A 25,693-nucleotide genomic window follows, 5' to 3' on the forward strand; every position below is an offset into this window, starting at 1 on the left:
AATGAACCCCATAGAACAAATTTGGAAACAAATAAGGTCAATGGGATTTAGAAATGAGTTTTTTCATTCATTGACAGATGTTGTAAATAGATTATGTGAAACTATAAATCACCTTACTAAAGAAATGATTAAAAGTATAACTCATAGAGATTGGATACAATATATGGAGTTAAATAGGTATTAGTATTAACTATCAACAATCTTAATTCTAGATTTAAGATGATTTAAAAAGTATATTTGAAATATCAATTTTTATGTTAGATTTATAAAACTCATTTGATATTCGGGTATAGTTTAATTGAGGAGATATTTATGAATAATTTAAATGAAGATAACGAAAAATCCTTGGAAAATAGCCTAAATAAAGCTATAGCTGATATGGATTTTTCAAATATAAGCGAAAAAGTCAAGAATAGCCTTGATAATTTTATAGAAAATACTATCAATTTTGTAAATAAAAAAAGCGAGAGAAAGCCAGTCATCCCCATAAAAGATCCTATGGTATGTGTGCAAAAACCACCAGAAAAATCAAAGTCTTCATTTTTCAAGACTTTTTCCGGCATATCAGCCTTCACATCCTTTGGTATGCTTATATCTATCTTAGATGATTTTAGCTTTTCAGATTTTAATCTCTTTGTGCTTTTTACAGTTGTAGGAATAGGACTTTATAGATTTGCTAAAAGAATAGATATTATATCAAAAGACTATGAAAGATTTATAAAGGAACTTGGCAATAATACTGTAATAAGTATAAGAGATTTGGCATCAGCTGTACAGAAAAGTGAAAAAGATACTATAAAAGAGCTTTTATATATGATGGATAAGGGATATTTCAAACAAGCAAGAATAGTAGAAAATGATTCCTTATTTTTACTTGATATACCAACCTTTAATCTTTATAAAAACCAAAATATGAAACTACCAAAAGAAAATATTTATGAAAAGGAAAAGCTTATAGCTGAAAGCGCCCATGATGATGTGACCATAGAGAAAGCTGAAGACTTGGTTAAATCTTCTAACCAATACTTATCTTCAATAAAACTTTCTATATCGAGAATAGAAAATAGAGCCTTTTTAGAAAAAGTAATAGAATTAAAAAAGACCATACAAAATATAATAAATATTGTAAAAAGATATCCAGAAAAAGCTCAAGCTCTTGATAAATTTATGAATTACTATCTTCCTACAACTGTAAAGCTAATAGATGCCTATACAGAATATGAAATAATGGGAAGTGATGAAAAAGATATACTTTCTGCTATGAAAGAAATTGATTCATCTATATTTACTATAAACGAAGCTTTTGAAAAAATACAACTGGAATTATTGGAAGATAGGACTATGGATATTAAAACAGACATAGATACTATGAAACTTCTACTAAATCAAGAAGGTTACCTAAAAAAAGATTGGAGTAAAAATGAGTGATATTAAATTAAGTCTAGATGGATCTGACAAAGATCCAAGATTTGACCAAATTGAGAAAAAAGACGAAATTAAAATTGATAAAGCCATCAATTTCTCTGATGATGAGCTAAAACAGATAGAAGAATTTTCAGAAAAAATTGACCTTACAGACTCAAATATCATCTTACAATATGGTGTTGGGGCCCAAAAAAAGATATCAAACTTCTCAGAAAAAACTCTTGATACTGTAAGAAATAAGGACCTTGGAGAAATAGGAAATCTTTTAGATAATGTTGTAAGTGAGATAAAGTCCATGGATGAAGATGATGAAGGTGGAGTATTTGGCTTTTTCAAAAAACAAAAATCTAAGATGGAAAGTTTAAAACTTAGGTACCAATCAACTGAAAAAAACATAGATGAAATAGCAAAGGCTTTAGACAACCATCAAATAACGCTACTTAAGGATATTTCTATGCTAGATCAAATGTATGATTTAAATGAAGACTATTATAAAGAGCTTTCTATGTATATAGAAGCTGGAAATAGGAAACTTCAAGAAACCTATAACGAACAAATACCAGAGCTTGAAAGAAAGGCCGCTGAGTCGAACCTACCAATGGATGCTCAAAAAGTAAATGATATGAAATCAATGGCAAACAGATTTGAGAAAAAACTCCATGATTTGGATCTTACAAGAATGGTCTCCATGCAAATGGCTCCACAAATAAGGATGGTGCAATCATCCAACTCAATTATGGCTGAAAAAATCCAAACTACTATAGTAAACACAATACCTCTTTGGAAAAATCAAATGGTTTTAGCCCTAGGTATGAAACATACTGAAAGTGCCATAAGAGCTCAAGAAGCAGTAACAAATCTCACCAATGATCTACTTAAGTCAAATGCTGATAAGCTAAAACAAAACACTATTGATACAGCAAGGGCAACCGAGCGTGGTATAATAGATTTGGATACAATCAAGCACACAAACGATAGCCTTATTTCTGCAATAGAAGAAGTAAGAAATATCCAAATAGAAGGTAGAGCAAACAGAGCTCAAGCTAAGGATGAACTTAAAAGACTTGAAAGTGAGCTAAAGAAAAATCTACTAAAAAGAGATTAATGTTAGGAGATAAAAATGACAGAAAAAATAGAATTTAAATTTGATACTCAACTTTTAATAGCTGGTGAAGACTTAGATGAAGATGAAATATTCGATTATATAACAGAAAATTTTGAAGGAGACAGTCTTCTTGCAGTAGGTGATGAAGACCTTATAAAAATCCACTTCCACACAAATAAACCATGGGAAATCTTAGAATATGGTCAATCAATTGGGGATATATTTGATGTTGTAGTAGAAAATATGCAAAGACAAGCTGATGGACTACAAGGATAAAATACTTCAAATAAAGTTAATTTTAGGAGCTGTTGTAAAATTATGAATTTCTAACATCATAATCTTACAAGTTTCTCATAGACAATTTGAAAATAGCCTGCCACTCATGGAGGCGAATTGTCATGAAAGAGCTTGTAATGATTTTGAAACGATTAATTCATTCTGCAACAGCCCCTTTTAATATACAATAATAACAATTGAGTTTATATAAGAATAAGTTAGTATAAAATTTTAAGCTCTCAACTAAAAATAAATATTAAGATGTTAGAATTATCAAAGCTAAATCTAAGATTTCTTGAAATCTTATTATTACTTATCAATTTTTTTAAATAAATAAAAGCAAATAAAAATGCTTAATATAGATAAAATTATCACATACAGATATCCAAAATCCCACCTTAATTCTGGCATATTTTCAAAGTTCATCCCATACCAACCTGTAAGAACCGTAATTGGTGTGAAAATAGTTGTTACGACAGTTAAAATTTTCATAGTATTATTCGTAGATAGGTCCATTTTAGAAGTATAGGAATCCTTGACATTAGTTATATAATCACTAAGATAAGATATATTCGATGAATATCTTTCAACCCTAAAAGCCACCGACTTTAAGTGTTTTATATCATCATCATCAAAAATTTCATTTTCATTATCAGCAAGAACTTCTAAAGTATCAAGAAGTCTTTCATAAGAAGTATATAAATTGAGTGCCTTATGCCTATTATCTGAAATTATCTCAATACTATTACTTTGTTTTCTATTTCTAACTATAGAATCCTCTATCTCAGCAGTAGAATTTTTGATTTGGTCAAAAATTTTTGTATGATTGTTAATAAGGGCTGTTATAAAATATTTTAATAGTCTTCCTGGAGATCTTGCGTAAATCCTCTTTCTAAGAATTTCCCTAAAAGCCTCTGATGTAGATTGATCCCTATCGTACATATCTACAATTATTAGTCTGTTATTTTCTATATAGAAGCCTATAAGGTCCGATGTGTCAAGATTTCCCATAATATCAAGCATTTCAAGGATAATAAATGTGTAATTATCCTCTACTGCTATATAAGATTTTTTACCTGTATCAGTTAAAAGAAGATCAATAATTGCATTGTCTAGGTCATAAGTATTAGCAAATTCAATAAAGCTTGTCTTGCCCAAATACATCAAATAAAAGTCATCATCTTCAATTACATCGTAGAAACTAGATATATCAGTTTGTTCAAAACCATTATCAGTATCAAATTTATATATATAATCCATATCTTCTCCTTAAATTAGGCAACTTATCTTCTTTAAATTTCGATTATTATAACTATATGAATTGGCAAGGAGAAAGTCAATAAATTAATCATTTATATAATTAATAATAAAGTAATTTACCAATAAAAACTTGCTATCTTATCTAATAAGTTTCACTTAAAATTTTTTATATTTTATTCCAATTTCTATCTTCTAAAATTTTAAATTTATCTTTATTTTTTTTAAATAATTTCCCATCAAAAGGAGCTTCATAGCTCATTTTTTTACCTATATGATTAAAATAAATAAAAGCTTGCTTATCTTTTTTCTCTATACGAAATGATTCTACCTCATGCCAAGGAATTAAGGTAAAATCTCCTTTAATAGAAGAACTTATTTCCTTTTCATAAATCCCCTTACTAGAAAAATACAAGATAAAAGTCCTATTAGAATCAAAGGTATTAAAAATATTACTTAAAAGAAGTTTAGCAAAAGATTTCGCATTGCTATCATTTTTTATAGTAAGCAAATAATTTTCCCTATCATCAAAACTTTCGAAAACCTTATCTTCTATCTCTTTATTGTCATTAAATAAAAATCCCATAATTCCTCACTTAAATATAAATACTTCCTTAATATCCTTATCCAATACCTTACATATCTTATAGGCAGTCTCAAGCGTTGGACTTATTGTATTATTTTCATAGGCCATAATAGACCTTCTTTTAAGCCCAACAAGCTTTGCAAGTCTATGTTGAGATAATCCTTTTTCTTTCCTAAAAATTCTTATTTTATTTTCAATTTCAACTTCCATAAATTATCCTTATGTTACATTTTTAGTACATTTTTTGTTACATTTATAGTACTATATAAAATAAAAAAAGTCAAAAAAAGAGAGCCTAGGCTCTCTTTAAAGTCGATATTATTATTTTATATCATTAATATGGCTATCATACCATTGTTGGATAAGTTTGATGTGTCCTCTTTCTTCAGCCTCTACCTTATCGAGTAGTTCTGGTTCGAAATTTGGTACTATTGATTTAACTTCTTTTATGAAAAGTATGGTATCTTTTTCGAGTCCTATAGCAAATCTATAGATATCAATTGTATCATCTCCAACTTTTGATGAGTCTAGATTAAAGATTTGCTCTATTAGGTTTTGAATATAAGCCTTATATTCATCATCAAATTCTTCATCGATTGCTTGATTATTGTCGATTTGAGATGATAATTTTTTGTATAGGGCTTCGTGGTGTGTTTCTTGGTCTGCTAGGAAGGTAAAAAAGTCAGCACTTTCCTTATCAGTTGAGAATTTTTTAGCCATTTCTCTGTAAAATGTTTCACCATTTTGTTCAAGTCTTACTAAAGATTCTAATAAATCTTTTGGTTGAAATTGTGATCTCATATTATCTCCTTATTTTACAGTTTTATGATCTTCAAGCTTCATTACATTTATTGATGAACGATATTCTTTTTCTGTCCAATTGATTCTATCGGCTATTAAACATTCTTCGTTAAGTTCAACGTCTTTTAACATCATTTTTTTAAATGTTGGGAATCCTACCCTGTCTATTAAATGACCTCCATGAAGATATACTGGTTTGTTGTCAAGAACATATGCTGAAAATTCTTTCCAATTTTTCATCATTTTTATAACGACATCTTCATCCATCCATCTTGCGAACATTTGTCCCATTCTTGGATTTTGTTTTCCTGTACGTCCACCTATAATTACATTCCACATTCTTCTGTTTGGTCTTCTCCAAGCGGAGTTTGGACATCTTGTTACACACTCTCCACAACCTACACAACAACATAAATCCTTATCTACTTTTCCTTGATCATTTAATTCAAGTACTCTTGTGGCAACAGCCTTACACCTATCTACGCAGGCCCCACAACCTATACAACGATCTATGTCATATTCCGGTATTGTAACTCCTATAAAACCAAAATCTGTAAAGTGAGCCTTAACACAGTCATTTGGACAACCTGCTATTGCAGTTTTTATTTGATATGGTGAGCCATAGATTATTGGTTCAAGCTTGTCAGCTAGTCTTTGTGTATTTTGGGCAGCTTTTATGCAATGTCTTCCCCCAATACATGCCATAATATTTCTAGGCCCTATATATGGGTATCCTTCATCATTGTATTCTATATCTACCCCACGAGAACCTTCTATCTCTTCAATATATGGTCTAATTATTTCATTTATCTTTGGTATATCTTCGTATTTAATACCTGTAATGTTAAATGTTTGTCTTGTCCCAAAATGGAAGTTTCCATCTCCATATTCTTGACAAAGCATTTGAATCATTTCTAGCCACTTAGCATCAACTAGACCTCCAGGTGATCTTAATTGAAGCAAAAATTCTCCAGGTATTTTTGATTGACGAAAACAATTATTTCTAACCTTTCCTACATTTATATCTAATGTCATAAAATCTCCTTAGTCTAATAGGTCTTTAGCAACTGTATAGGGAAAAACTGGTCCGTCTAAGCATACATATGTTTCATTTATCCTACAGTGACCACATTTCCCAACAGCACAAGACATTTTTCTTTCAAAACTTGTCCAAATTTTATCTTCCAGTACTCCTTCTTTTAGTAGCCCGAGTGATGTAAAACGCATCATTATAGGAGGTCCTACCATAACTACTGAATAGTTTCCATCAAATGAGTCAAATGGTAATTCTGGTATAAAGGCTGTTACCATTCCTTTTCTAAAACCTTCAATCTCTTCGTTATCCAGTGAATATATCGTATTAATCTTTTCGCTTTTTCTCCATTTTTCGAGATCATCTTTAAAAAGCACTGACTCATGGTTTTTAAAACCTAATATTAGGTAAAGACTTCCGAATTCATCTGGATTATCTTTTATGTATTCTATAAGTCCCCTGACTGGACTTACTCCGGTTCCCCCAGCAATAACTACTACATTTTTGCCTTTAAGCTCGCTAAGTGGCCACCCATTTCCATAAGGTCCTCTTAAAAAGATATAATCACCTGCTTTTGACTTAAAAAGCTTTGAGGTAACTTCTCCAACATTTCTTATAGTCATTTCTACAAAGCCATCACCCATTCCAGATACAGAAATAGGCGCTTCACCTATCTTTGCAAGAGAAACTTGTAAGAATTGTCCTGGCTTAACTTCCTTATCAAATTTAACCTTGAAAGTCCATTCAAGATCAGTATGTTTTAATATATCCAAAATTTCATAAGATTTTGGTAAAACATAATTTAAATAATCTTCATTTGCTCTTTTTATATTATTCTTAGCTTCCATTATTTTACCTCACTTCTTATTCTCTCTAATTCTTTATTTACTTTATTGATAGATTCTGGATAAGAAATTAATTCTGGGCAGTGGGCCGAACATCTACCACAACCTACACACATCGGACCATCTCCAAATCTCTTATTATGAGCATAGATTTTATGCATTACCTTATACCTATATCTTTCCTTAAATGATGTTCTAAAATGAGCACCTCCTGCTACAAGATCAAAATCTTTTGTCATACAAGATGCATTAGTCCTTCTTCTTTCACCTACACGTCTATTAACATTGTAAGTAATATCCTTGGTTGTAAAACAAGTACAGGTAGAACAAGAAGTTGTACAAGAACCACATCCTATACATCTTGAATTATATTCATCCCAAATATCTGAATTTGCAATAAGATTTGCTTCCTCATTGTCCCTTATATCAGGAAATGTAACCTTTAGTTCATTTTCTTCTGGAAACTTTAAATCAAAATCAATATTTTCAAAACCTCCAAAATCAAGATTATCATCTGCCTTAACATTCATTGAACCGTCTTCATTAAATCTAAATGCATATTTATAGCCATCAGTCTTATTAGAATCAGTAGAACAGCAGAAACAATTTCTATCTAAGTCCCCATCACATTCCATAAGTGCATAGTGAACCATGTTTTTACGTCTTAAGTAAAAGAAGTCTTCAAAAGGTCCATTTTTGATGAACATATCATCTAAATGTTTTATTGCATTTATATCACAAGCTCTTGCAAATACTAAAACTTCCTTTTTATAAGGGTTTTTAGTTTCTGTATAATCATCTTCTGTAAAATAGAAAAGATTTTCTGTCATTGGTAATAAAGCTTCTTTTGGTGAATATGTAGATTTTTCCTTGTATTCTAGTTCATCAAAACTTTCGATATTCTCATACATTATCGCATCTGTATCACAGTATCTTCCACCCCTAGGGATTCTTTTTGGTGCAAATATTGTGTACTTTGACTTAAGAAGATCAAAAAAATCGCATACCTCATCTTTTTTGATGAGGAAATCATTATAAGTCATATAACCTCCTAATAATTTGTTATAGTATTGATAATCTTTTTCAGATTATTCTCCAACCTAAAAAAGCGTCCTCACAAAGTTATGAATTTTATCCTTATATGTAAGATATTGGATTTAATTCATTTTGTTAGCGACTCTTTTTCTTATAATTCATATGAATTCGATTTCTATTTTAATATATCATATCTATAAAAATAAAAAAAGTGTTTTCATTAGTATTTCTGAAATATATGCAATTAAAATTAATGCTTTAATTAGATTATTATTGCTTATAATATTAGCTTATTTGCTTTCTTTATTAATCTTATATTTTAAGGTAACTATTATTTTGAACATCATTAATTTTAATTGATATAAGAAAATTATGTAAAAATAATAAAAGCCTACCCTAGTTTTAATATTAGGATAGACTTATTTTTAATTTTCCTTTATATATTCTAAAGCTTTTTTATTTTCTTCTATTGTATAATTTATGACTGACTCATCCAAGGCATCTGACATAAATATGGCCTCAAATTGTGATGGTGGCATTAGGATTTTACTATTTTTCATAAAGTTAAAGTACTTAGAATAATTATCAAGGTCTGCTTTGCTTACATCATCAAAAGATCTAATTTCATCAAAATCTCCAAAAAATAGACTCATCATTGACTTATATCTTGTGACACAAGCCTTTACACCTGTGGCTTTTAGATTGTCGTTAAAACCCTCTTCAAGCATTTGTGCATATTTTTCAAGTCTTTGGTATATATCTGGATTTTCTTTAAGAATTCTTAAAACATCAAGACCCATTTTCATTATAAAAGGTGAGCCTGATAGGGTCCCTGCTTGGTAGACTGGTCCCATTGGTGATAATTTTTCCATTATTTCACGCCTTCCTGCAAAACCTCCTACTGGCATTCCTCCTCCTACAATTTTCCCAAAACAGAACATATCTGGTTTTACTCCAAGCTCTGTTGAGATTGATCCAAATTTAAGTCTAAATGCTGTTATTACCTCATCAAAAATTAAAATTATACCATTTTCATCACTTATTTTTCTCAAAGCTTTAACAAAGTCAATATCAATTGGAACAACACCCATATTCCCTGCTATAGGTTCTAAGATTATTGCAGCTACATCGTCCTTATTCTCTTTAATTGTTTTTTTTACCGATTCTATATCATTGTATTTGCAGATTAGAGTATCTTTTATAACATTTTCTGGCACTCCAGCTGATGTTGGCACATTAAAGGTGAGACTACCAGATCCTGATTTTACCAAAAGTCCATCAGAGTGTCCATGATAGCAACCTTCAAACTTAATAATCTTTGACTTATTGGTAAATCCTCTTGCAAGCCTTATAGCAGACATGGTTGCCTCTGTTCCAGAGTTTACCATCCTTACCATATCTGTATCAAAAGCTTTACTTAGAAACTCTGCTATTTCAACTTCTACTTTTGTAGGAAGTCCAAAAGTTAACCCTTCTTCAAGGTATCCCTTGGCTTTTTCTATCAACTCATCCTTTCCATGTCCTAGAATCATGGGTCCCCATGATGAGATAAAGTCAATATAAGCATCATTGTTTTCATCTACTATATTGTGACCCTTTCCATATTTAGCAAAAATCGGATGACCACCAACTGCAGCAAAAGCCCTGACTGGTGAATTTACCCCTCCAGGTATATATTTTTTAGCCTTATCAAATAGAGTCATTATTTCATCTCCCTTAAAAATTTTGCCATTTCCTTTGCGTGATATGTTATTATCATCTTGGCACCTGCTCTTTTAATAGAAATTAAGATTTCATATATTATCTCTTCATTTACAAGGCCAATTTTTATAGCATTTTTAACCATAGAATATTCACCACTTACATTGTAAGCTACAACATTAGTGTTGAAATTTTCTTTAGTTCTTTGGATTATATCTAAAAATGATAGAGCAGGTTTTACTATTATGAAATCTGCATCTTCATCTATATCCAAAGCAATTTCTCTCATTGCTTCATCAGAATTATGATAATCCATTTGATAAGATTTTCTATCTCCAAAGCTTGGAGCAGAATCCGCCGCCTCCCTAAATGGTCCATAAAAGTTTGATGCATATTTTGCAGAATAAGCCATTATCGGTATATTTTTAAAGCAATTTTTATCTAGTATTTCTCTTATTGCCCTTATCCTAAAGTCCATCATATCTGATGGTGCTATAACATCAGCCCCTGCCTTTGCATGTGATAGGGCAATTTTTGCAATATATTTTACTGTCTCATCATTTTTAACATGACCTTCATCATCAAGAATTCCACAATGACCATGATCTGTGTACTCACACATACAAACATCTGTTATAACTATAAGATCTTTATTTATCTCTTTTATCTTCCTTATAGCCTTTTGTATTATCCCATCATCAGCATAAGCCCCGCTTCCACAAGCATCTTTATGTCCTGGAATTCCAAATAAAATAACTGCCCTTATACCCAAGTTAACTATCTCATTTATCTCATCTTCAAGCATATCAATTGAGAAATGGAAACAGTCTGGCATAGATGGAATTTCCTTTTTAATATTCTCACCTTCAACTACAAAAAGCGGATATATAAAATCAGAAATTGATAGAGTGGTTTCTCTTGTCATCTCTCTTAGTAACTTTTTTTCTCTTATTCTTCTCATTCTCATATTTTGCTTTCTCCTATCGTTTCTACAAGAGAGTCTACAGTTTGTTTTTTACTTTCTTTAAACACTTCAAGTCCGTAATTTCTTATGGTCCTACTTGTAATCTCTCCTATAGAAAATATCTTTGTATCCTTAAGTGAATCTTTTCCATAGAGTTTTATAAAATTGTTGACAGTTGATGATGATGTAAAAATTATGGCATCAAAATCAAGATCAACATCTTTTATTTTTTTTGCTACTAGGTTATCATAAATTACCATCTCGTCCAAATCAGCTATTTCTCTCAGCTTATCTATAATCTTTGCTCTAGATAGGTTTGAGTGTGGAAAAAATATCCTATCATCTTTATTCACCCTTTTTTTCATCTCTTCTACTAAATTTTCTCCAAGAAAAGATTTCGGAATAATTTCTACTTTAAGATGGTAGTTTTCTATCTCTTTTTTAGTTTTTTCACCTATTGCACAAATCTTAACTTGACCGAGTCTTCTTATATCATGTTTACAAGTTAATCTTTTAAAAAATATTTTTACAGCATTTACAGATGTAAATAGCAAATAGTCATAGGAAAACTCGTTTATTTTCTCATCAAGCTTATCTAAGTTTATAGGTTTTATCTTTATAGTTGGAATTATGATTGTTCTAAAACCTAGTTTTTCAAACGTTTCCCTATCTTTTATCCCTGATTCATAGTCACGAGTTAGGGCGATTTTTTTACCAAAATGAACTTTTTTTTCAAAGTAATTTAAACTCTCCCTAAGTCCAACTGTATCTGAAATTACTATAAGGGCTGGTCTTTTTATTTTTCCTAAGTCTATCTCATCAAGGCAATTTCCTATTGTTGATACATAGGTTTTTTGCTGATTTGATGAGCCCATTGATATTATAGCAAGCTTTTTTTTCATATCAATACCACCTTTTTTAAGCTCACCTAAAATGTTTGGAAGATTTTTAAGTCCCATATAAAAAACAAGAGTCCCTGGAAGTTTAGCAAATTTCTTGAAATCTTCTGAACTATCATTTTGCCTATGTCCTGTTATAAAAGATATAGATGTTGATATATTTCTATGACTTGCTGGGATTCCTGCAGTATTAAGGCAAACTATACCTGATGTAAGACCAGGTATAGTTTCAAATTCAAGTCCATTTTCTTTAATGAAGATTGCCTCTTCTGACCCTCTTGCAAAAACATAAGGATCTCCTCCCTTAAGTCTTACTACTTTTTTTCCTTCCTTTGCCTTAGCCACCATAAGTTCATTTATCTTATCTTGACTTAATATATGCTCTCCCATAGACTTTCCAACATAGTAAAGTTCTTTATTTCTATAAGGGTCAAGAATTGTTTGATTTAATAACCTATCATATATTATGACATCAGAATCATCTAAAGCCTTTTTACAAGCTATAGTAATATTATCTCTTGAGCCAATTCCAGCTCCTGCAATAATGATTTTTTTATAGTGGGCCTTTTTCAAATTTCTTGCAAGTTTTTTCCCAAGATTAATTCTTTGATCAATTTTTCCGGAAATTTCCCTATAAAATATTTTACCTTCTCTATCATAGGCCATAGATCCAGTAAGTTTTATATTGTCACCATCAATTTCAGTAAAAATCCCCATAGGGGTTGAACAATCTGCACCAAGCTCCTCTTGAAATGCTCTTTCAGTCTCCATCCTTACAAGAGTATTAAAGTCTGAGTACTTTTTAAATATTTGAAAAATATCCCTATCTTCTTTTCTAATCTCAATACCCAAAATACCTTGGCAGACTGAGGGAGTAAAAATTTTAGGGTCAAGGTCAAAATTTATAAGATGAGTTAAATTTGACCTAATAAGACCAGCTTTTGCAAGGATTATCCCATCAAGATTTTCATCTTCTATCTTTTTTATCCTTGTTTCTACATTCCCCCTTATTGGCTTAAAATCTATGTTAGAAAAATAATTTATCCCCTGACATGTTCTCCTATTTGATCCTGTCCCAACCAGAGTATTTTCCATATCATCCATACTTTTAATAAAGTCACGACCTACAAAAGAATCCCTTGGATCTTCTGCCTTTAAAGGTGGAGCAAAAATCAGCCTATCATCAATTCTAGATGGCATATCTTTTAGAGAATGAACTGCTATGTCAATTTCTTTTTCAAGAAGAGCCTTTTCAATCTCTTTTACAAAAACTCCCTTAGAATTAATCTCATCTATTCTTCTATCTTGAATCCTATCTCCCTTGGTTGAAATCTTTACAATTTTAGTGGAGATTCCTTCCAAATCTAAAATCTCCTTAATAATGTTGGTCTGTTTTATAGCAAGATTACTTGCCCTAGTCCCAATCTTTATTACTCTATTCATCTAAACTCTCCAAATACTTATCCAAGAATTTTCTATCTTTTCTATAAAGATCTTGTAAAAATCCCCTACTATTGACTCCCTTAACCTTAAGTTTATCCCTAATATTAATAATTAGAGAAATTTTTTCCATATCAAGCCCGTCAAGGTACTTTTTTATATCATCTCCAATCATCTTTGATAAAAATGGTAGCTTTCCATTGGTTGAAATAGAAATATCTATAAAATCTTTTTTAATATTATTTCTTAAATAAAAGTCGCTATCAGAAGAATTTGTTAAATCTAGGACCCAAAGATTTCTATCTTGGGCTTTTTTAAAAAGTTTTTTGTTCAAAACTTCATCTCCACTTGCCAAAAATACAAAATCACATGAAGGAAAGATGAAATTTTCATCAAATTCTCCTATATTTATTACAAATCTTTCTGGGTATGTTTCACTTAAGAGCTTAATATTCTCATTTATATCCTTAGCAAAAACAAGAAAGTCAAAGTTTCCCTTTAAAAGAGACCTAATCTTTCTAAAGGCAATCTTACCTGCTCCTAAAAATAGGCATATCTTATCCTTAGAATCAATAGAAATTGGAAAATATCTCATTTTTTATACACCTTTGTCAAAATTTTTAAAGCACTATCAAAATCTTCATAATAGTTTTCCTTAAGACTTAAAATAGGCTCTCTTGCGACCTTTTTTAAGGCATTTCTTACAGCCTTATCAACCTTAATCTTTTGAGCAGTAGTCATATCGGTCTTTCTAAAAATATAGTCTAAGGTCTTATCTGCCAATTCATCGCACCTTTCATTTAAAGATTTTAAAATATAGTCAATCTTAACTTCTTTCATCCACTTCAAAGTATCCTTTGCCTTGTCTTCTATCTCTGGAATATAAGAATTTAAAATATCCCTTCTTTTGTTCAAATTTTTCTTCGATATATCCTTAATAGAGTCTATGTCTTTTAAAAATACATTTTCTAAATCTCCAATACTCGGCTCACAGTCACGAGGTAGGGCCAAGTCAAATATGTAAACTTTCTTATCTATGTCCTTAAATTGATTTTTCTTAAAAACAAGGTGGGGTGATGCAGTTGATGAAAAAATAAAATCCATATCCTTCATAGAATCTACTCTTTTTTCATAATCAATTATAGAAATCTCAGGATACTTTCTTTTAAACTCAAAAGACTTCTCCATATGCCAATTTGAAATATAAATATTTGCCCCAGTTTCTAAAAGGTTTTTAATAGTAAGCTCTCCAATTGATCCAATACCAACAACAAGGGCATTTTTATTAGATAGGTCCATAATCTCCCCAGCCTTTTTTACAGCTATATATGGTAAAGACAAGGGTATATGAGAAATATTTGAATCAGTTTTAATGTTTTTTGAAAGATTGATAGCTCTTCTAAAAATCTCACTTAAAATTTTTTTTGCATATCCTAAAGAAAGAGAAGTTTCAAATGAATCAGAAATTTGACCTAGAATTTGGTCTTCTCCTACAATTAACGAATCAAGACCTGCTGCAAGTCTAAATAAATGATTTATAGCTACAAAATCTTTCTTGAAAGTAATAAATTCAGAAAGTCCTCTAAGCTTAAAAAAGTCTTCAAAAAAGCTTATAGCAAAGTTCCTGTCAACAATATTTCTCTGACTTACAAGAAAAATCTCTGACCTATTGCAGGTTGAAAGAATCAAGACCTCCTCCATACCCTTATTTTCTAAAATTTCACTTGCATCAATAATCTCAGAGTCCCTAAAGTGAACCTTCTCACGAATTTCTATATCTGCTTTGTGGTGATTTAGACCAAAAGAATAAAAAAACAATAAAATCCCTCCTTATTACTGATATTATTATCAGCATTATTACTGATATTATTATTATAGCATTAAAAATGATAAACAAAAAAAGCCCGCCGTAAGCGAGCTAGGAAAGAGCCAATATAAAGATATAATTTTAATAATTTCGGGGATTAACTAAAGAAAGGCCCTTTTCAAAAAGTACAATAAATAAAAGTACTTCTTGCTATAAATTCTATCATAGCAAAGTAAAAAAGTAAATAACTTTAATAATTTTTTTTAAAATAAAATCTTAATAAATTTTAACAAATCAATCATCAAAAAATAGCATCAATCCAAAAAGTTTCACTAAAATTAAAATAACTTATTATTAAAGCAGAAAAACTTATTGAGCATATTATCCCAGTAATACCTGCGTTTATTAATAATGATTGTGCTTTTATTGAAGTTTAAAGCAAAGTTTTTAAAGCATTGAAAAACTAACAATTAATCAATCTTATCAATATTATGAAATCGGCATAACACCTTAATTTTTAAGCCTTATCTACAAAGACTTCGCCAATAAATACCCACCTATAAGGGCTGAATCATTTCCAAGCTTTGGCTTTACTATATATTTTTCGCTTGTCTTTACTTCTACGTAATCGCCTTTTATTTTGTCAAATTCTTCTCTTATTAGCTCTATAAAGACTTCTTTGTTTATAAGTCCACCACCTATTATTACAACTTCTGGTCTAAGTACTAAAGTATAGGTGTAGATTGCTTTGGCTATGTAGTTTGCTGCTATTTTAAATGGTTTTTCTTTAAGGTCTGCATCTTTTGGGTTTTTACCTAGTCTCTTGTTTATGCTTGGCCCTGATGCAAGTCCTTCTAGGCAATTTTTATGGTAGGTACAGCTTGATTTGAAATCATCATCTTTTAATCTTTCTACACTTATATGTCCCATTTCTGGATGAGAGTATCCATTTAAAAGTTTTCCGTCTTGGACATATGCTCCTCCTATTCCTGTACCAACGGTAAGATATAAACTTGAGTTAGTATCTAATCCAGCTCCCTTTTGACTTTCTCCTATCAAAGATAGTCCTACATCTGTTACTAGTCCTATCTTCTCACATACTTCTTTTTTGAGATTTTCTAAAAGATTAAAGTCAACCCATAGTTTTTTTGGGGTATTTTGTATATGGCCATAAGTTTTTGATTTCTCATTTAAGTCTATTGGTCCAAATGCTCCAACTCCTGCTTTTTCTACTGGATTTTTCTTAAAAAATTCTCCTATTTTTTTAAGATTATTAGTAGGATTTCCTGTATCAATCCAAATATCAGAAGTCATCTTTCCATTCTCATCAAATGCAGCACACTTTATCTTGGTTCCACCAAATTCTATTGATCCATACATATTAGTTACCTATATTTTCTTCCTTCTTTATAAATTCTAATGACTCATTGAAACTTTCTGCTTTTATATCAGGCTCAGTCTTACTTTCTTCATTTATGCTTCCATCTGGGGCATATCCTAAAGTATTTGTGTAGGTAAATACAAGACCTGAGTTTGGCATGACATCATTTATAATCCCTAAGGTTATTCCATCTCCACCTGTTTTTTCTCCAATAATACTTGCTATATGAGTATTTTTGCAAAAATTTGCAAGCCCTTCTGCTGCCGAATATACTCCCTTATTTACCAAAAGATATAATTTTCCCTTAAATTTAACTCCCTCTAATGGTATAACTTCCACCCTATCTTTGCTATAGTAAGTAAAGTCTTTTAAATCTTCCTTATGTTTAATATTCATTTTTTCAAGATTTATATTTGAAATATTTTCAAATACTACTCCTTCACTTTCTAAAAGCATTCTAGATCTCATTCCATCTTTAAAGAACATATGATTGTCTAAGCTTACTTTTTTATTTATAAGTCTTGGGAGAAGATAGTTTTTCCAATATTCTATATTTCCACCAGAATTATCTCTTATATCTATGACAATAGCTTTGAGGTCTGGATTATCATTGAGGTATTTATCAATTGCATTCATATCATCATCTAGCTCATATTCTGCAAGCATCTCTTTTATCCTTATCATTCCTATGCCATTTGCTATATTTTCAATTCTTATATTGTCATTTTCATATATTAAATTTCCATCACTTCTTTTCCTATTTCCATCACTTAACTCACTTGACTGAAGTCCTTTTATATTGTACCTATCTCTTACAGATTCTTGGTTCATAGCCAAGAATTCATAGTACATGGAAGGATCTTTCCAAAAATGAGAGTAGTAGTCAAGGCTATCTTCTACATAGTTCTTGTCTGCTATGTTTGCATGGTCATTTTTCAAGTCTTTAACTATTTTTTTCATGGTTTTTATAAATTCATCGTCATTTTTACAAAACTTTATCTCATTTAAGTAGGAAGAGTAATTTGCTAAAAAATCGATACCATATTGTCTTTTAATTACACCAAAAAAAGGATAATTTTCCTTAATTTGCTTAAAAAAATAATTAAAGTCTTCTACCATTTCCTCTTGACTTAAGGCTTTTTTCTCCTTTTTATCTTCAAAGCTTAATTTTGCTGGTCCTTTAAGTTTCCTATACCAAGATAAATAATCTTCCATATTTTTAAATTTATTTAAATCATCTGGATTAAAATTAACTATCTCATTTTTATCCTTATTTTCTTTTTGGATAAATGTTTCTCTTCTATTTTCAAGATAGGATATCCTTCTTTGGGCACAAGATGAAAAAATAATTAAAAAGCTTAAGACTAAAAGACTTAGTTTACTTCTTTTCTTCATTTAATCCTCCATTTATAACCCAATCTCTTTTTCCTATCTCCATTATAAATGGAAGAATACCTATAGGATTAATGAGAGAAAAAATTATTATCATAAGTAATAAAAATGACAATTTCCTTCTTTCAAACCTTATAAGAGAGCTTGTATTGGCCCTGTGCCTGTTCATTAAATAAATACATCTTAAGGCCAAAAATACACCTCCTACAAGTTCGAGAACTTCTCTATAATAAAGACCAAAAGCAAAAACTGATATAGATGATAAAAAGTAAAGAAAGTACATTATTTTATTTTTTTTATTATAATTTCTCAGTTTTTGTGAAACTAGTTTTTTCTCATCTTTTTTCATATCTATATTATAACATTATAAACCAAGGTTTGGATATACTTTCAAATAAGAGTCAGATCTTTCCCCTGCCTTGTAATTTAAATATCCTGCCATGGCAATCATGGCTGCATTATCTGTACAAAGGATTATATCTGGATTATAAAATCTGATATCTCTTTTGTCACATTCTTCTTTAAGTCTTTCCTTAAGTCTTGAGTTTGCAGCAACTCCACCTGAAACAGCCAAAGTTTTAAGACCTGTTTCATCAAGCAATCTCATAGATTTTGCTACTAAAACATCTACTACAGCTTCTTGGAAGCTTGCAGCGACATCCGCCTTATTTATTTCTTCATTTTTTTGGCTTTTTTGGTTTAAATAATTTAAAACTGAAGTCTTAAGTCCTGAAAACGAAAAATCATAGGAGTCTTTTTCAAGCATTACCCTTGGAAAGTCTATAGCTTCCTTATCTCCTTCTTTGGAAAGTTTATCAATCTTTGGTCCACCTGGATATCCAAGACCTATTGCCCTTGCCACCTTATCATAAGACTCTCCAGCGGCATCATCTCTAGTTTGTCCTATTATTTCATAATCTGTATAATCATCAACTCTTACAAGATAAGTATGTCCTCCACTTACAACTAAAGATATAAAAGGAGGTTTTAATTTTTTATTTGAAAGATAGTTTGCACAAATATGACCTTGCATATGATTTGTTCCAATCATTGGAGTATTGGTTGAAAGAGAAAGGGCCTTGGCTGCAGAAATTCCAACCAAAAGTGAACCTATAAGACCTGGACCTTTGGTTACTGATATTAAATCTATATCATCATAAGAAAGTCCAGTATCCATAAGGGCCTTTTCTATAAGTGGATTTATAGCCTCAAGGTGCTTTCTTGATGCAATCTCTGGAACAACCCCTCCAAATATCTTGTGTATATCAATTTGGGAAGATATTAAGTTACATAAAACTTCCCTATCATTTTTTAAAATAGCTACAGAAGAATCATCACAAGAAGTTTCGATTCCAATTGTATAAAAGTCTTTCATTACTTTAATTCCTTTAACATTATATAAGCATCTTCATTTATCTTAGAATAATAATTTTTCCTAAGTCTTATCTTCTCAAAGCCAAATTTTTCATAAAGATTTAAGGCATGGACATTTTCAGTAGAAACCTCAAGCCAAATCTTTTTTACTCCGGTTCTTATAGAATCATTTATAAGTCTTTCAAGCATAAAAGAACCTATATTTTGACCTCTAAAAGCCTCATCTACAGCTATAGTATATATTTCAGCCTCGTCCAAAATTACAGATACTATGTAAAAACCAACAGCTTCTCCACCCTTATCATAGACAAAGTGTCTTTTGTGTTTATTCATTTGTAAATCTTTTATAAGGTCTTTTTTACTCCAAGGCTCGTAGAATGAGTCATTTTCTATCCTATAAACATTATCACAATCAGCCAAAGTCATATTTCTAATCATTCAACTTCTTCTTTCTATCTATTTCAGCTTGGGACTTTCTCATATAATTAGGAACAAGTTTAAATAATTCAAATTCCTCATCTTTCATATCTATGGCAAGCTTACATAAGTTCCTACCTATACACGAGGTATAAGAAAAATCTAAGATATTAGCTCTTTTAAACTTATCCTTATACTTAATAGATATTTCTGAAACTAGGTCAAAAGAAAGTCCTGAATCATTACAAAAATTTGAAAAATCATCTATATTATATAGATCTTCCTTAACAATTTCTTCTAAATTTTCACCGTAAAGTGCTCCATAAACCCTATTTCCCCTAGCATCTAACATGCTTGCCTTGTACTTACTTGAAGAATTTAAAGCTAGTGCCTTAAGAGTTGAAATAGGAATCAACTTTTTATTCCTTACTTGGGCAAATGTCTTTGCTATAGTCATCCCAATCCTAAGACCTGTAAAAGATCCAGGTCCCTTTGCAACAGCAAATATATCTATATCTGAAAGCCTAAGTCCTAAAAATGAAAGTAAACTTTCAATCATAGGAACAAGGGATTCGGAATGAGTTTTTTCTTGATTTACATTAAAATCTCCTATAATTTTACCATCTTCACTAATACTTACAGTAGAAATCATAGTAGATGTATCAATGGCTAAAACTCGCATTTTATCTCCTATACTAAATTATACTAATATCTCTTGTGTTCTCGTTGATTTTTTCAATTCTAACTTCAATCATATCATCTGGTAGATAAGACTTAGCCCTATCGGCCCATTCAATAAATGTAATGGCATCTTCCGGATAAAAATAAGTCTCAAAATCTATATCCAAAATATCATCCTCATTTTCAAACCTATAAAGATCTAGATGGTATATATCAAAATCCTTGACATTGTAAATATTTACAATAGCAAAAGTAGGTGATGAAGTATCAGAAACTTCTAAATATTCACCTACAAAAGATACAAAAGTAGTCTTACCTGCTCCCATATCTCCAACTAAATTTATAACCTGACCTGGCCTAAGCTTTTTAGCAAAATCAAAGGCAAAATCTCTCATTTCATTTAAAGAATTAATTCTCATACTTACTCCTTAACTTTCATTATACTACAAGAAGTTCAAATTAAAGCTTAATAGTAATATATTATTATACAAGTAGATTAAAAAATCAAGAAAAATTTACAGTCAAGTCCATAATATTGTGTAAATTATCCTAGTCCAATATTTACTATTTCATTCTAATATACAATTTAGAAGATGTTATCCAATCCTCATTGATATCAATGAGGATTGCTCCTATTAGTCTAATAGCTGAGTCTTCATTTGGAAATATTCTAATCACTTTTTCACGCCTTCTAACTTCTTCGTTTAGTCTTTCTAAGCAATTGGTTGATTTAAGTCTACTATGAATTACTCCATTAATAAATAGGAAAAAGCATCTTCAAAGCCTTCATCTAAGGTGTCTAAAGAATAATGAAAACCTTGTTGTAAGTGTAAATGGAGTAGACCAATCTTTTAATCCACATAGTGTTGTAGATTATGAAGCTAAAAGAGGGACAACAGTTACTTTTAAAGTAAAACCTACATCTGAAAGAGGCTCAAAGTATTTCGTTGAGGGAGTATTTGATGTTCCAGTAGTAGGTTATAACAATTTAGATAATGTAACAGTTGTTATGTATAAAATAAATGAAGAAGGTGAAGCTGTAGCTAATCCTGAAAAACCTAAAGAAGATAAAAAAGACGATAAAAGAGTAAGTAAAAACTCAATCTGGTATTTGGTACAACTTTTTGGGGTCGTCTTAGAGAGTCTATGGCTTATTTATATTGAAATAAGCTATGGTCACACCCCTTACTTCGACTGTAAGGAGAAGTCTCCGTGATTTTTATAATACCTATATGTTTAGCTTTTATATTTAGTGAATAGCTGTATTAACCTAATCTACTTTCCTAGATAAAACCTCAGTCTAACTATACAAAGACTGCTACTACATAACACCTTTATCAATTCAATTCCTCAATTGTGATAGGGGTTTTATCTCACTGCGTTCGAAGTAAGTAGTCTGATTCCGCTTATTCATGAACGTAAAAAAGCTGTTGCAGGATAATTAGTCCTTGCAACAAGCTTTTTTCTATGATTATTTATTTTTTGCTAGATTATAAAGAGTTTTTACAAGAACTCCTGTTGCTCCTTTTTGATTTAGACCTTGTGGAGCTGAAAGATAAGCTGTTCCTGCTATATCTAAGTGAACCCAAGGAGTGTTTTCCACAAAGTTTTCTATAAATTGTCCAGCAGTAATTGAACCTGCCATCCTTCCTCCTGTGTTTTTGATGTCGGCATTTTCTGATTCATTGTATTTTCTAATAAATGGATCATTTGGAAGTTGCCAAACTTTTTCATCACTAACTTTACTTGCTTCTATAACCTTAGCAAAGGCTTCATCATTGTTTGTTATAGCTCCTGTATAGGTTTCTGCAAGAGCTACTAAAACTGCTCCTGTAAGGGTTGCAAGGTCAATCATTAGCTCTGGATTATATTCTGTAGCACCATAGTTTACCGCATCAGCAAGAGTTATTCTTCCTTCAGCATCTGTATTATCAACCTCTATGGTCATCCCATTTCTTGCCTTTATTATATCACCAGGCTTATAGGATCTTCCAGAAATCGAATTTTCACAAGCTGCAACTATGCCAACTATATTCTTCTTAAGTTTATTTTTCGCTATGGCCTTCATTGCTCCAATAACTGTACCAGATCCACCCATATCAGAATTCATTGTTTTCATTCCATCACTTGTTTTTATAGAATATCCACCTGAATCATAAGTTAGACCCTTTCCTACATATACATAAGGTCTTTCATCATCTTTTCCATGTAGGTATTCCATTACTATAAATCTTGGTTCATTATCTGAGCCTTTAGCAACATTGTAGTAGGCAGTAAGACCCATATTAAGAATCTCATCTTTTTGATATATTTTTACATCAACACCAAGATCTTCTAGCTCTTTTTTAGCGTAATTTGCTAAAGTTTCTGGGTAAATATCATTAGATCTTAAATTTACTAAATCCTTAGCAAGTTTTTGTCCTAAAAGTACATTTAAAAGTTCATCTAAGTCTTCCTTATATTCTTCTAAGTTTTTAGGAAGATTTATATTCTCAAGCTTTACTAGACTTTTTTCTTTTTTGTAATGGTCAAATTCATAAATACCAGATTCTATCGCCTCAACTATACTTAAAAGATATTCCTTATCTTTAAAGTTAAATTGATTTTCAATAAAGCTTATCTCTTCTATATCTTTTGATTTTATATATCTTATTAACTTATACACTGCTTCTTTTAGAACTTCTTTACTAAATTCATTCTTTTTTCCTAGCCCTAAAAGAATTTTATCTTCTCCAATATTTGGAAAGATTTCTCCCATATTTCCCTTAAAAAATGGATTTCCTTTTTCATTTTCGAAAACAAATTCTATTAGATTTCTATTACTATCATTGTATTTATAATTCATAATATCCTCCCTTTTTTATCATACGCCAATTTTAGAAATTTTTAAGTTATTATTACCTTGCTTATTTGCTTTTTTGATTTTATTATGTGAATTTTTTTAAAATAAATTGTTTTCACTATTAATATGTTATATAATAGATAAGTAAAACTTATTAAATAATAGGAGGAGTTTATGTTTTCAGAATTTTTACCTGTTATAGCAGCAATCATTGCAGTTTTATTTATGTTATTTCAAATTAAATCAAATATTCTTCCAGTAAGCGAAGGCAATGAAAGAATGAAGGCTATATCAGGAAATATCAAAGAAGGAGCCATGGCTTTTATATCTCGTGAATATAAATATGTAATCTTATTTGTAGTCATAGTTGCAATTCTTATAGCTGTTTTTATTGATATAAACACTATGATTTGCTATATCTTTGGTTCTTTATTATCAATGCTAGCAGGATACGTAGGTATGAGAATATCAACCGCATCAAACGCTAGATGTACAAACGAAGCAATGAGTAAGGGACTTCCTGACGCTTTGAAAGTTGCTTTTGCTGGAGGTTCTGTAATGGGATTTGCAGTAACAGGATTTGGACTTTTTGGAGTAGGTTTGGTTTATCTAATCTTTAGAGATCCTGCAACACTTATGGGATACTCATTTGGTGCAAGTTCTGTAGCACTCTTTGCAAGAGTAGGCGGAGGAATTTATACTAAAGCTGCAGATGTTGGAGCTGATCTTGTAGGAAAAGTAGAAGAGGGAATCCCAGAAGATGACCCAAGAAATCCAGCTGTAATCGCTGATAACGTAGGAGATAACGTAGGAGATGTAGCTGGAATGGGGGCTGACCTTTTTGAATCATATGCTGGAGCAATTCTTTCAGCTATGGTATTAGGTTTTGCCTTATTTGGAGATAATGGTATCAAATTTCCACTTGTACTATCATCTATAGGCATATTTTCATCAATTTTGGCAGCTTTCATTTTCTTAAGAAAAAGACAAAATTCACCACAATCTGCCCTTATGTTTACAATCTATATATCAGGGGCAATTGTACTAATAGCATCATTTATACTTTCAAGTATGTATTTTGGTAATATGAAAGCAGCTATATGTGTAGTTGTCGGAATACTTGTAGGAATATTAATAGGATTTTTATCAGAGGTCTTTACATCTGAAAAATTCAACCAAGTCAAAAGAATAGCAGAAGAAAGCCAAACAGGAGCTGCCACAAACATCATAGCAGGTCTTTCAAGTGGTATGCTTTCAACAGTAGGACCAATTATCCTTATATCCATAGGAATACTTGTTTCATATCACACAATGCAAATGTATGGTATAGCACTTGCAGCAGTAGGTATGCTTTCAATTACAGCAACAACAGTAACAGTAGATGCTTATGGTCCAATCTCAGATAACGCTGGTGGTATTGCTGAAATGAGTGGACTTGATGAATCAGTAAGAGAAATTACAGATGAACTTGACTCAGTAGGAAATACAACAGCAGCTATTGGTAAAGGATTTGCAATAGGATCTGCAGCTTTAACTGCACTTTCACTATTCGTAACATATACAGAAACAGTAAATCTTGACACACTTTCCCTACTTGACTCAAAAGTAGTAGCAGGAATGTTTATCGGTGGTATGCTTCCTTTCTTATTTTCAGCTTTAACAATGAATTCAGTTGGAAAAGCTGCAACAGAAATGATAAATGAAGTAAGAAGACAATTTAGAGAAAAACCAGGTATCCTTGAAGGAATTGAGCACCCAGACTATGCTTCATGTGTTGATATTTCTACAAAAGCATCACTAAAAGAAATGATTATCCCTGGAGCTCTTGCAATAATAGTTCCACTATTTGTAGGAAAAGTATTCGGACCAGAAACATTAGGAGGTCTTCTAGCAGGATCCCTTGTAACTGGTGTACTAATGGCAATATTTATGTCAAATGCTGGTGGTGCTTGGGATAATGCTAAGAAATTCATAGAATCTGGAGAAGAAGGTGGTAAAAACTCACCAGCTCACCACGCAGCAGTAGTAGGTGATACAGTAGGTGATCCATTCAAAGATACTTCAGGTCCATCATTAAATATCCTTATAAAACTTATTACAGTAGTATCTGTAGTCTGTGCAGGATTATTTATCTAATTATATTAAAGAAAGCCCTAGGGCTTTCTTTTTTTAGCCTATTATAAGAAAAAAAGACTAACCATTAAAAGTCAAGAGTAAAAATGAAAAAAATTAGAAAAAGATATTGAATAAAAATAACATAATAAAAACTAAAAATAGGCATGAGAAATAAACCTAAAGACTTAGTCTAAAAATAAGTATTGAAATTAAGCTTGAACTTGATAATCTTCGTTTTTAGTTAAAACAGCGTAAATAGTATGACAAAGTTTTCTAGCAACAGCATTTGTAGCAACTAGATGATGTTTACCTTCACT

Annotated in this window: 25 protein-coding genes and 2 pseudogenes; 6 read left to right on the forward strand and 21 right to left on the reverse strand. The window is 30.8% G+C overall.

What is annotated here, in order from left to right:
• The 4 genes and pseudogenes from HV819_RS11485 to HV819_RS10930 all read left to right on the forward strand — a co-directional run.
• A pseudogene (locus HV819_RS11485) lies at window positions 1-184 on the forward strand (IS630 family transposase); the annotation flags it as partial.
• A gap of 128 nt (window positions 185-312) precedes the next feature.
• Window positions 313-1,428 carry a 5-bromo-4-chloroindolyl phosphate hydrolysis family protein gene (locus tag HV819_RS10920; RefSeq protein WP_154541845.1) on the forward strand — a complete coding sequence of 372 codons (1,116 nt, stop codon included), beginning with the start codon at window positions 313-315 and terminating at the stop codon, window positions 1,426-1,428.
• Window positions 1,421-2,530: a toxic anion resistance protein gene (locus HV819_RS10925; protein WP_176270232.1), complete on the forward strand. Its 1,110-nt coding sequence runs from the start codon at window positions 1,421-1,423 to the stop codon at window positions 2,528-2,530. Before HV819_RS10920 ends, HV819_RS10925 begins: the two co-directional genes overlap by 8 nt.
• 15 nt (window positions 2,531-2,545) lie before the next feature.
• Window positions 2,546-2,806 (forward strand): kinase to dihydroxyacetone kinase, encoded by a 261-nt coding sequence (locus HV819_RS10930; RefSeq protein WP_154541849.1) that lies wholly within the window; start codon window positions 2,546-2,548, stop codon window positions 2,804-2,806.
• Between the two features lie 309 nt (window positions 2,807-3,115).
• Here the strand turns inward: HV819_RS10930 and HV819_RS10935 are convergent, their stop codons facing one another.
• The 20 genes and pseudogenes from HV819_RS10935 to HV819_RS11030 all read right to left on the reverse strand — a co-directional run.
• Window positions 3,116-4,066 (reverse strand): magnesium transporter CorA family protein, encoded by a 951-nt coding sequence (locus tag HV819_RS10935; RefSeq protein WP_176270233.1) that lies wholly within the window; start codon window positions 4,064-4,066, stop codon window positions 3,116-3,118.
• Window positions 4,067-4,232: 166 nt separating this feature from the next.
• Entirely contained in the window at window positions 4,233-4,649 is a 417-nt protein-coding gene (locus HV819_RS10940; RefSeq protein WP_154541853.1) for a histidine kinase, read from the reverse strand.
• Window positions 4,650-4,655: 6 nt separating this feature from the next.
• On the reverse strand, window positions 4,656-4,859 hold the full coding sequence (locus HV819_RS10945; RefSeq protein ID WP_154541855.1) for a helix-turn-helix transcriptional regulator: 204 nt from the start codon (window positions 4,857-4,859) through the stop codon (window positions 4,656-4,658).
• Between the two features lie 111 nt (window positions 4,860-4,970).
• Window positions 4,971-5,450 carry a ferritin-like domain-containing protein gene (locus tag HV819_RS10950; RefSeq protein ID WP_154541857.1) on the reverse strand — a complete coding sequence of 160 codons (480 nt, stop codon included), beginning with the start codon at window positions 5,448-5,450 and terminating at the stop codon, window positions 4,971-4,973.
• A 9-nt stretch (window positions 5,451-5,459) separates the two neighbouring features.
• A complete protein-coding gene (gene asrC / locus HV819_RS10955) occupies window positions 5,460-6,485 on the reverse strand; it encodes a sulfite reductase subunit C (RefSeq protein ID WP_154541859.1) in 1,026 nt (341 codons plus the stop codon).
• 9 nt (window positions 6,486-6,494) lie between these two features.
• Window positions 6,495-7,331: an anaerobic sulfite reductase subunit AsrB gene (asrB, locus tag HV819_RS10960; RefSeq protein WP_154541861.1), complete on the reverse strand. Its 837-nt coding sequence runs from the start codon at window positions 7,329-7,331 to the stop codon at window positions 6,495-6,497.
• On the reverse strand, window positions 7,331-8,371 hold the full coding sequence (gene asrA / locus HV819_RS10965) for an anaerobic sulfite reductase subunit AsrA (protein WP_154541863.1): 1,041 nt from the start codon (window positions 8,369-8,371) through the stop codon (window positions 7,331-7,333). Before asrA ends, asrB begins: the two co-directional genes overlap by 1 nt.
• 417 nt (window positions 8,372-8,788) lie before the next feature.
• Window positions 8,789-10,066, reverse strand: a complete 1,278-nt coding sequence (hemL, locus tag HV819_RS10970) for a glutamate-1-semialdehyde 2,1-aminomutase (protein WP_154541865.1) — start codon at window positions 10,064-10,066, stop codon at window positions 8,789-8,791.
• Complete coding sequence (gene hemB / locus HV819_RS10975) at window positions 10,066-11,031, reverse strand: porphobilinogen synthase (protein WP_154541867.1); 966 nt, start codon at window positions 11,029-11,031, stop codon at window positions 10,066-10,068. Before hemB ends, hemL begins: the two co-directional genes overlap by 1 nt.
• The gene (gene hemC, locus HV819_RS10980) at window positions 11,028-13,370 is read right to left on the reverse strand and encodes a hydroxymethylbilane synthase (RefSeq protein WP_176270234.1); all 2,343 of its coding nucleotides are present in this window, start codon (window positions 13,368-13,370) and stop codon (window positions 11,028-11,030) included. Before hemC ends, hemB begins: the two co-directional genes overlap by 4 nt.
• A complete protein-coding gene (locus tag HV819_RS10985; protein ID WP_154541871.1) occupies window positions 13,363-13,962 on the reverse strand; it encodes a precorrin-2 dehydrogenase/sirohydrochlorin ferrochelatase family protein in 600 nt (199 codons plus the stop codon). Before HV819_RS10985 ends, hemC begins: the two co-directional genes overlap by 8 nt.
• Window positions 13,959-15,185 (reverse strand): glutamyl-tRNA reductase, encoded by a 1,227-nt coding sequence (gene hemA / locus HV819_RS10990; protein WP_176270235.1) that lies wholly within the window; start codon window positions 15,183-15,185, stop codon window positions 13,959-13,961. Before hemA ends, HV819_RS10985 begins: the two co-directional genes overlap by 4 nt.
• A 517-nt stretch (window positions 15,186-15,702) precedes the next feature.
• The gene (locus tag HV819_RS10995) at window positions 15,703-16,554 is read right to left on the reverse strand and encodes an ROK family protein (RefSeq protein ID WP_176270236.1); all 852 of its coding nucleotides are present in this window, start codon (window positions 16,552-16,554) and stop codon (window positions 15,703-15,705) included.
• 1 nt (window position 16,555) lies between these two features.
• Window positions 16,556-17,950, reverse strand: a complete 1,395-nt coding sequence (locus HV819_RS11000) for a S41 family peptidase (protein ID WP_154541877.1) — start codon at window positions 17,948-17,950, stop codon at window positions 16,556-16,558.
• Window positions 17,934-18,296, reverse strand: a complete 363-nt coding sequence (locus tag HV819_RS11005) for a hypothetical protein (RefSeq protein ID WP_154541879.1) — start codon at window positions 18,294-18,296, stop codon at window positions 17,934-17,936. The genes HV819_RS11000 and HV819_RS11005 overlap by 17 nt, the downstream gene beginning before the upstream one ends.
• Window positions 18,297-18,311: 15 nt before the next feature.
• On the reverse strand, window positions 18,312-19,322 hold the full coding sequence (tsaD, locus tag HV819_RS11010; RefSeq protein ID WP_176270237.1) for a tRNA (adenosine(37)-N6)-threonylcarbamoyltransferase complex transferase subunit TsaD: 1,011 nt from the start codon (window positions 19,320-19,322) through the stop codon (window positions 18,312-18,314).
• Complete coding sequence (rimI, locus tag HV819_RS11015) at window positions 19,322-19,759, reverse strand: ribosomal protein S18-alanine N-acetyltransferase (RefSeq protein ID WP_176270238.1); 438 nt, start codon at window positions 19,757-19,759, stop codon at window positions 19,322-19,324. Before rimI ends, tsaD begins: the two co-directional genes overlap by 1 nt.
• Window positions 19,752-20,420, reverse strand: a complete 669-nt coding sequence (tsaB, locus tag HV819_RS11020) for a tRNA (adenosine(37)-N6)-threonylcarbamoyltransferase complex dimerization subunit type 1 TsaB (RefSeq protein WP_154541885.1) — start codon at window positions 20,418-20,420, stop codon at window positions 19,752-19,754. The genes rimI and tsaB overlap by 8 nt, the downstream gene beginning before the upstream one ends.
• 13 nt (window positions 20,421-20,433) lie before the next feature.
• Window positions 20,434-20,838 (reverse strand): tRNA (adenosine(37)-N6)-threonylcarbamoyltransferase complex ATPase subunit type 1 TsaE, encoded by a 405-nt coding sequence (gene tsaE / locus HV819_RS11025; RefSeq protein ID WP_154541887.1) that lies wholly within the window; start codon window positions 20,836-20,838, stop codon window positions 20,434-20,436.
• Between the two features lie 145 nt (window positions 20,839-20,983).
• Window positions 20,984-21,243: pseudogene (locus HV819_RS11030) on the reverse strand (transposase); the annotation flags it as partial.
• Window positions 21,244-21,428: 185 nt separating this feature from the next.
• Here HV819_RS11030 and HV819_RS11035 point away from each other — a divergent pair.
• A complete protein-coding gene (locus HV819_RS11035; protein ID WP_176270239.1) occupies window positions 21,429-21,635 on the forward strand; it encodes a hypothetical protein in 207 nt (68 codons plus the stop codon).
• A gap of 255 nt (window positions 21,636-21,890) precedes the next feature.
• On the opposite strand, the gene HV819_RS11040 is transcribed toward HV819_RS11035, so the two are convergent.
• Entirely contained in the window at window positions 21,891-23,264 is a 1,374-nt protein-coding gene (locus tag HV819_RS11040; RefSeq protein WP_176270240.1) for a leucyl aminopeptidase, read from the reverse strand.
• A 171-nt stretch (window positions 23,265-23,435) separates the two neighbouring features.
• Here HV819_RS11040 and HV819_RS11045 point away from each other — a divergent pair, with 171 nt between their 5' ends.
• Window positions 23,436-25,397: a sodium-translocating pyrophosphatase gene (locus HV819_RS11045; protein ID WP_154541897.1), complete on the forward strand. Its 1,962-nt coding sequence runs from the start codon at window positions 23,436-23,438 to the stop codon at window positions 25,395-25,397.
• Window positions 25,398-25,693 lie beyond the last annotated feature (296 nt).

The organism is Anaerococcus faecalis (assembly GCF_013371425.1).
GTDB classification, from domain to species: domain Bacteria; phylum Bacillota; class Clostridia; order Tissierellales; family Peptoniphilaceae; genus Anaerococcus; species Anaerococcus porci.

Bases quoted from the DNA above. Each gene is read 5' to 3' on its own strand.
- HV819_RS10920 (WP_154541845.1), top strand. From the start codon at position 313: ATGAATAATTTAAATGAAGATAACGAAAAATCCTTGGAAAATAGCCTA.
- HV819_RS10925 (WP_176270232.1), top strand. From the start codon at position 1,421: ATGAGTGATATTAAATTAAGTCTAGATGGATCTGACAAAGATCCAAGA.
- HV819_RS10930 (WP_154541849.1), top strand. From the start codon at position 2,546: ATGACAGAAAAAATAGAATTTAAATTTGATACTCAACTTTTAATAGCT.
- HV819_RS10935 (WP_176270233.1), bottom strand. From the start codon at position 4,066: ATGGATTATATATATAAATTTGATACTGATAATGGTTTTGAACAAACT.
- HV819_RS10940 (WP_154541853.1), bottom strand. From the start codon at position 4,649: ATGGGATTTTTATTTAATGACAATAAAGAGATAGAAGATAAGGTTTTC.
- HV819_RS10945 (WP_154541855.1), bottom strand. From the start codon at position 4,859: ATGGAAGTTGAAATTGAAAATAAAATAAGAATTTTTAGGAAAGAAAAA.
- HV819_RS10950 (WP_154541857.1), bottom strand. From the start codon at position 5,450: ATGAGATCACAATTTCAACCAAAAGATTTATTAGAATCTTTAGTAAGA.
- asrC (WP_154541859.1), bottom strand. From the start codon at position 6,485: ATGACATTAGATATAAATGTAGGAAAGGTTAGAAATAATTGTTTTCGT.
- asrB (WP_154541861.1), bottom strand. From the start codon at position 7,331: ATGGAAGCTAAGAATAATATAAAAAGAGCAAATGAAGATTATTTAAAT.
- asrA (WP_154541863.1), bottom strand. From the start codon at position 8,371: ATGACTTATAATGATTTCCTCATCAAAAAAGATGAGGTATGCGATTTT.
- hemL (WP_154541865.1), bottom strand. From the start codon at position 10,066: ATGACTCTATTTGATAAGGCTAAAAAATATATACCTGGAGGGGTAAAT.
- hemB (WP_154541867.1), bottom strand. From the start codon at position 11,031: ATGAGAATGAGAAGAATAAGAGAAAAAAAGTTACTAAGAGAGATGACA.
- hemC (WP_176270234.1), bottom strand. From the start codon at position 13,370: ATGAATAGAGTAATAAAGATTGGGACTAGGGCAAGTAATCTTGCTATA.
- HV819_RS10985 (WP_154541871.1), bottom strand. From the start codon at position 13,962: ATGAGATATTTTCCAATTTCTATTGATTCTAAGGATAAGATATGCCTA.
- HV819_RS10995 (WP_176270236.1), bottom strand. From the start codon at position 16,554: ATGTATGGATCAATAGAATTTGGTGGAACCAAGATAAAGTGTGCTGCA.
- HV819_RS11000 (WP_154541877.1), bottom strand. From the start codon at position 17,950: ATGAAGAAAAGAAGTAAACTAAGTCTTTTAGTCTTAAGCTTTTTAATT.
- HV819_RS11005 (WP_154541879.1), bottom strand. From the start codon at position 18,296: ATGAAAAAAGATGAGAAAAAACTAGTTTCACAAAAACTGAGAAATTAT.
- tsaD (WP_176270237.1), bottom strand. From the start codon at position 19,322: ATGAAAGACTTTTATACAATTGGAATCGAAACTTCTTGTGATGATTCT.
- rimI (WP_176270238.1), bottom strand. From the start codon at position 19,759: ATGATTAGAAATATGACTTTGGCTGATTGTGATAATGTTTATAGGATA.
- tsaB (WP_154541885.1), bottom strand. From the start codon at position 20,420: ATGCGAGTTTTAGCCATTGATACATCTACTATGATTTCTACTGTAAGT.
- tsaE (WP_154541887.1), bottom strand. From the start codon at position 20,838: ATGAGAATTAATTCTTTAAATGAAATGAGAGATTTTGCCTTTGATTTT.
- HV819_RS11035 (WP_176270239.1), top strand. From the start codon at position 21,429: ATGTATAAAATAAATGAAGAAGGTGAAGCTGTAGCTAATCCTGAAAAA.
- HV819_RS11040 (WP_176270240.1), bottom strand. From the start codon at position 23,264: ATGAATTATAAATACAATGATAGTAATAGAAATCTAATAGAATTTGTT.
- HV819_RS11045 (WP_154541897.1), top strand. From the start codon at position 23,436: ATGTTTTCAGAATTTTTACCTGTTATAGCAGCAATCATTGCAGTTTTA.